The organism is Candidatus Binatia bacterium, assembly GCA_036382395.1.
Lineage (GTDB): Bacteria > Desulfobacterota > Binatia > HRBIN30 > HRBIN30 > JAGDMS01.
Window position 1 is genome coordinate 1 of sequence record DASVHW010000028.1, and the last position, 5,997, is coordinate 5,997.

8 protein-coding genes are annotated in these 5,997 nt (G+C 63.1%); 2 read left to right on the forward strand and 6 right to left on the reverse strand.

All coding sequences use genetic code 11. The features are described 5' to 3' along the window. A partial coding sequence (locus VF515_01560; protein ID HEX7406312.1) for an FAD binding domain-containing protein occupies positions 1-585 on the forward strand: 585 nt, incomplete at its 5' end. Positions 586-624: 39 nt separating this feature from the next. Beyond that, complete coding sequence (locus tag VF515_01565; protein ID HEX7406313.1) at positions 625-936, forward strand: tyrosine-type recombinase/integrase; 312 nt, start codon at positions 625-627, stop codon at positions 934-936. 457 nt (positions 937-1,393) lie between these two features. Here VF515_01565 and VF515_01570 read toward each other — a convergent pair whose 3' ends face one another. The 6 genes from VF515_01570 to VF515_01595 form a co-directional block, all read right to left on the reverse strand. Beyond that, positions 1,394-2,107, reverse strand: coding sequence for a hypothetical protein (locus VF515_01570; GenBank protein HEX7406314.1), 714 nt, complete (start codon positions 2,105-2,107; stop codon positions 1,394-1,396). A gap of 143 nt (positions 2,108-2,250) precedes the next feature. Further along, positions 2,251-2,829: an LLM class flavin-dependent oxidoreductase gene (locus VF515_01575; GenBank protein HEX7406315.1), complete on the reverse strand. Its 579-nt coding sequence runs from the start codon at positions 2,827-2,829 to the stop codon at positions 2,251-2,253. Next, positions 2,717-2,965, reverse strand: a complete 249-nt coding sequence (locus VF515_01580) for an LLM class flavin-dependent oxidoreductase (protein ID HEX7406316.1) — start codon at positions 2,963-2,965, stop codon at positions 2,717-2,719. The genes VF515_01575 and VF515_01580 overlap by 113 nt, the downstream gene beginning before the upstream one ends. 162 nt (positions 2,966-3,127) lie before the next feature. Then, positions 3,128-4,111, reverse strand: a complete 984-nt coding sequence (locus tag VF515_01585; GenBank protein ID HEX7406317.1) for an LLM class flavin-dependent oxidoreductase — start codon at positions 4,109-4,111, stop codon at positions 3,128-3,130. Positions 4,112-4,113: 2 nt separating this feature from the next. Continuing rightward, entirely contained in the window at positions 4,114-4,245 is a 132-nt protein-coding gene (locus VF515_01590; protein HEX7406318.1) for a hypothetical protein, read from the reverse strand. 627 nt (positions 4,246-4,872) lie between these two features. Continuing rightward, entirely contained in the window at positions 4,873-5,208 is a 336-nt protein-coding gene (locus tag VF515_01595; protein HEX7406319.1) for an HU family DNA-binding protein, read from the reverse strand. Positions 5,209-5,997 lie beyond the last annotated feature (789 nt).

The window sequence follows — 5,997 nt, forward strand, 5'->3', positions numbered from 1 at the left end:
GGTGGGGACACGTGTTACGCGCAGGCGGGAGAGAACCAGTACCACGCCCTCTTCGACAACCAGGTTTGCGCCGCGATCCATTCCTCCGACCTCGCCACCGCCCTGGTCGCCCTCGATGCCCACCTCGAACTGACCAGTGCCGCCGGCGTGCGCACCGTCACGCTCGGCGACTTCTTTGTCTCGCCGGATAAGGACGTGACCCGAGAGCATGCGCTGGCGCCAGGCGAGATCGTTACCGCCATCTTCGTCCCCACCCCGGCCGACGGATCGCGCTCGGCGTATGTCAAACAAGGAGAAAAACAGTCCGCCGACTGGCCACTGGCCGAAGCGGCCGTCGCGGCGAGCGTCCGCGAGGGTCGTTTCGCAACCGTCGCCGTGGTTCTGGGTGCGGCAGCACCGGTGCCCTGGCGGGCGCGGGTTGCGGAGGCCGCGCTGGTGGGACAGCCGGCGACGGCGGAGACGGCGACAGAGGCGCTCCGCGCCGAACTGACACGGGCCACGCCGCTCGCCCACAATCGTTACAAACTGCAACTCTTCGAGACGATCGGGCGCCGCGCCATCCTCGCGGCAGCAGGTGTGGTGTAGGTCAGGAGTGATCGCGGCACCGGCCGCGGCTTCACCGATATGGTGATCAAGGGCGGGCGCGTGCGGGAGTTCGTGCCGGTGCAGGTCGAGGCCCGGCAGGTGCTCACCGAATGGCTGGCATTACAACCGAAGAAGAAGGGGCCGTTGTTCACCCCACGCACGGGCCAGCAGCTCACGCGCTACCAGCACTTTCTGATCCTGCAGCGGGTGGCCCGCCCAGGCGAACGCCATCGACGTGCCGGCGAGGCCATCAAGGTGTCGCCGCATGTGCTTCGACACACGTTTTTGCGGAAACTCGCGGAGGAGAAAGGTGTGCCAAGAAGCCGATTTATTTCAACGGCAAGGTCGTAGGCCACGTCCGCGTCGCGCTTCGCCACCAGGAGCACACCCGCCCGGTGTTCCCTCAGTGCTGCCAGTGCTTTGGGCAACGCGGGCCGCTTGTCGAGCGCCGCGCCGCCGCTGATGCCGTGGTCGGTGTAAACGGCGACCAGCTCGGCACCGTGCCGCGTGCACCAGTCCACCAGGGCAGCCCGTTGCGCCTCGGGGCCAAGGTTCACCAACAGCCTGCTTTCAAACAGCTTGGCGGAGGAGGAAGGCGTATCGCAGCCGGGCGGAGTACAAAGAGAAGGGCACGCGAACTGCTGCTCACGCCGCTCAACCGAGTTGCCCACGAGATCGGAGCAAAACCAACCACGAACCGAACCACAACTCACCAAGCGCGGCTTTTCCACTCACACCCCGTTGATCGAGCCGCGCCGTCGCCGCACCACATACGGTGACGTGTCGTTTGGACACGAAATAGACGGCTTCAGCGCGATTGATCTCGCACCACCAAGCGGGCAAATTGCGCTCCGATCCAATACGTCACAAAGGCCAGGACGATGCCCACCAACGACGACGCGAGCACGCCGGCCGCGTCTCCGACGCTCGCTCCGGCGTCGGAGAAGAACAGCTCACCGACGAGCTTGAACAAGTCATCGCTGCGCCAGCGCGCGAGCGGCAACGACGGCGACCAGAGCGCCACCAGCCTCGACACCAGGATGGAACCCATCTCGTAGTAATCGCCGGGGATCGAAATGAACGGCGCATAGGCAACCGGTATCGCCGCCCCGAGCGCGATGCAGCCCCGCAACGGGTTCTGCCTGTCAGTCGCAACCCACCGCAGCAATGGGATGCCGATCAGAATGGTGAGCGTGAACGGCAGGAAGTCGGTTGCGAGATACGTGAGATCGTTGTTGTGGGTATCGAACCCGGTGAGTTGACCGGCGTAGCTCGAGCCGACCGCGACGAACGGGAAGATCTGCTGCAGCAACGCGGCACCGTAGAGCGGATCGATCTCCAGGCGGGTGACCTCACCACCGGTCAGCAGACATCCGTAGGCGTGCAGCAACTCATGGATGGGCACGTACACCCACCATGCGACCGCAAACGCGGCGGCGATGCTCAGGACGTGGAGAACGTTGAAACGGGTCAGGCAGGCTGTGAGGGCCGTGAAATAGTCATCGACCGGCAGCTTGAGCATGCGGTAGGCGCGACGCAATAGACGACCTATGTGACCCGCGCCCGCTATAGCAGGCTTGGCGTGTGCGGTGATAGTCTTCCGGCATGAGCGGGACCACATTACTGAGCCACGCCGGTGGCTGACCTCAGTCAGGAATGTGTCCATCAGCTAAAACGCGGGATGATCTGCTTGGCAAACAACTCAATCTGCCCGATCAGCTCGTCGGCTGGCGCGATCGGAAACAGCACGTACTTGGTGCAGCCGGCCGCCACGTACGCCCGGACCTTCTCGACACAATCCTCGGGCGTCCCGATCGCACAGCGCGCCGCCATCGCTTCGGGTGGAAACTGAAAGTTGGCGTACACCAGCTGCGCAACGGCGCCTGCACGCTCGCGGTTATGACTGGCGTAGGTCAGCACCAGTACGCCTGCTTCGCCTGGATCGATGCTCCGACCCCGCTGCGCCCCGTAGGCAACAAGACGTTCCATCCCGGCTTTGAACTCCTCGGGTGTCACGAACGATGGGAACCACCCGTCGCCGTACCGGGCAACGCGGCGTAACGCCACGTCAGTGCGTCCGCCGATCCAGATGTCAAGCTTGCCCTTCGCCGGCCGCGGCTCGATGGTTACGTCATCGAAGTGGTAGCAATTTGCCGTGGTGCGAGACCTGTGGGCCGGCCCACAGCTTGCGCAGCACCGCCACGCCCTCTTCCATGCGACCGGCGCGCTCTCCGGAAGGAACACCGCAAGCCAAGCAGTCGCGCGGATCGTTGCCCAGGCCGACGGCCATGATCACGCGTCCGCAGCCGCCGGTAAGATAATCGAGCGTCGCGTAAGTGCGCGCCACCTGTACCGGGTCGCGCGCCGGCAGCGTGACCACGCTCGTCGCCAAAGGCGAGTCCAGCCGCTGCGGAGCCGACCCCAACGGCGATCACATCATCGATAGCGCCGACTTCAACGCCACGCTCACTGCGCTCTTCGAGTCGCCGTGAAGCGCGCCGGTGACAACGACGGCGCTTTTGAGCTGCATCAAGGAGCGGGATCAATGTCCTTTGCGGAGCCTCGGCAGCACCTTTGCGGCGAATAGCTCCAGGCTTGCCCAACCCAAGTCAGGCGCCATGCCGGCCAACAGCGGATGGAGCAGTATACTTCCCGTCTGCCGTGCAAGCGCCACACACTCGTCGGGCGTGACAACACGGTACGAGCCGCTCCTGCGGAGCTCCTCCGCAGTGGTCGGGGCGGCGCGCCCTGCCAACACGGGATCTCCCCACGACGCGTATGCCTGGGCCTCGTGCAACGCGTAGGGCGCAATGCGGGCCCAGTCGCGTTCCAGGTCTTCGCTCACGTGCACACCCGCGATGCTATTTGAAATCGCGACAAATCCGCCGTCGAACCCGAGCCGGGCGCACTCCGCGTAGTAGGACTCCGGCAGGCGCGGGTCCGACGAAGACGATGGCTGAAAACCGGTCCGTAGCCGTGCGGCCCGACGCGCCGCGACTTCCGTGACGCCACCAACCATCAGCGTCGGTTGTATCCGCGGCTTCGGGGTCACCCGGATCGTGCGGCCTCGCCATTCAAACGGCTCGCCGGTCCAGGCCTTGCGCATGACACCGACGTACTCCTCGACCAACCGCCATCGCTGTGCGCGGTCAATGCCGGCCATTTCGAACTCTTCGCGCCGGTAGCCGGGCACGACGATCAAGCTGACGCGGCTGCCGCTGACCAGATCGAGCACCGCGAACTGCTCGGCCAGACGAATTGGGTCGTGCAGAGGGAGAATGACGGCCGCAACGGTGATGCCGATCCGCTTGGTGCGCCCGGCAATGGCGGCGGCGAGTGTCAATGGCGCCGGCAGGTAGCCGTCGTCGGTCCCATGGTGCTCGGCAAGCGTCACGCCATCGAGACCCTGCTCATCCGCCCACCCACACTGCTCCAAGCATGCGGCGTACAACTCTGCGCGCGTCGCCGCTGCAAACGCAGGCGCACGCAGGTCGTAGCGAAGAGTGACTGTTGCGGCGACGGTCACCCCTAGAAGCCTTTGAACGCGGGCTTGCGCTTCTCGAGTAAGGCTTCCGTGCCCTCGCGGGCATCCTGGGTACAGGCAGACATGGTAGCCGCACCCGCCTCGTACTCCAGGGTAGGACGGGGCTCATTTGGCATGGTCGTTTACACCTCCCGGTGGGTCACCGATTACCATGGATGGTCACTCCCAATCAATGTGTTGAGCCCCGTTAAAGTCCGGTTATAGTCGGCGGCGGCACAAGACGCGGAAACGACTAGAACAGGAAACGCCCACCGTCATGGACTCCCAGCAATTTCCCCACTGTCATGAACTCGGTAAGGGGGTCTCTATGACTCTCCGGGTTCGGTCCCCCTTTTTTTAGGTGTAGCCTTTTCTGTGTTGGGACGCCCATGCAGTCGTCTTTTCTGTCCGGCAACGGTTCCCGCCGACCGGGCAAAACGGCGACATTTGGTGGCATTGGCCGGGGCAAAGCGGTCCCGTTTAGGGTACCAGCCATATTCGTGTTGCCAGCCACGCTAAGGCGTCCAGTTTGCTGGACGTTTAACCCGGAATTTCGCACGCCTGCGCCCGGCGGGCCACCTGCGGGCAGACCTGCCGATCCTCACCGGCGAGAAGATCGAGCAACGCTGCCGCACGATCTCGCTGTTGCTGACCGCGGCAGTTCGATGCGACGAGATCACGACCACACAGGTCCGCGAGAAGTGTCGGGCCATCACTCCCGAGAGCGACTCGCACGACGTGTCGATTTGAACGCGTCGGTGCGCTTAACCGATCATCGCCTTGAGCTTGCTGAGTGGCAGGACCTTCACCTTGCGGCGGGCAGGCTTGGCCGCAACGTTCATGATTTCCCCAGGTCGGAAAGGGTTGGGGACACCCTTTCTGGCCGGGCGGGCCGGGGTCTGCACGACTTTGACCTTGAGCAATCCGGGAAGAGTGAACATCCCTACGGAGTGTTTCGCGATGTGTCGCTCGATCAACGCCGCCAATGCATCAAGCACCCGCCCCACGTCTTTCTTGGGCAGCTCCGTGCTGGCAGCCAACTCGGCCAGTATTTCCCCTTTGCCCATCGCCTTGTCGAGCCTCGTTGTCTTCTTTGCCATCACAGCCTCCAGTTCGAGCCAAAATAAACGGGGGTATTTATCCCATGCTTTCCGCCGGCGTGCAATCCGACGAGGGGAGAAGAAGAACGCCGGCGAGTTGAAAGACTGAGACAAGGTCCTACTGTGGTGTGTCGCTCCAGTCGGCTAGTGCTCGCCTCGCCCGCCTCGCTTTCGGGCTGGGGCACTGCGTCTCGGATACTTTTTCCTCACCTCAATCTTGTCGCCGCACCAGGGACAGTGGCTGATGTTCACGCCGTCGCTTCGGTACAGTTCGCCGTCGGCGTCTAGCGGCATGAAATAACAGAGATTACACCCAGCAACCGTGAAGTTGCTTACGAATATGACCTTGTCCTCGATAGCCTGGGCGAACTGGCCGCAACTGCATGCTGGTTCCTTTTCCCACTCAAATCCGCCGTGAACATGGTCAGCCTTCAAATCCACAGACATGCCACTCCTCCTTGTGCGATGGTCCATCGCATGCGCATCTAAGTACCACATCAAGACGACGGCACCCACCTGCGGCCGGATTCAGGTGGCCATCCACCGGCCCAGAACTCGAAGCCTCTCCGCACAGCATCATGACTATCGGAAAATCGAGTTTGCGATGTCTATTTGCTGAGAGCACTAGCGGATGCCGAGGACCTCTTGCGCATAAGCGGCAGGATCGTCGCGATAGCGGAGAAAGCGCTCCGTGTCCTGTAGCCGCAGCATTGACAGCGGTGTGGACGATTGAGCCCAGGTCTATTTGCTCATAGTTCCCGGTGCTCACTGGGGAATGAGTCAAGCATC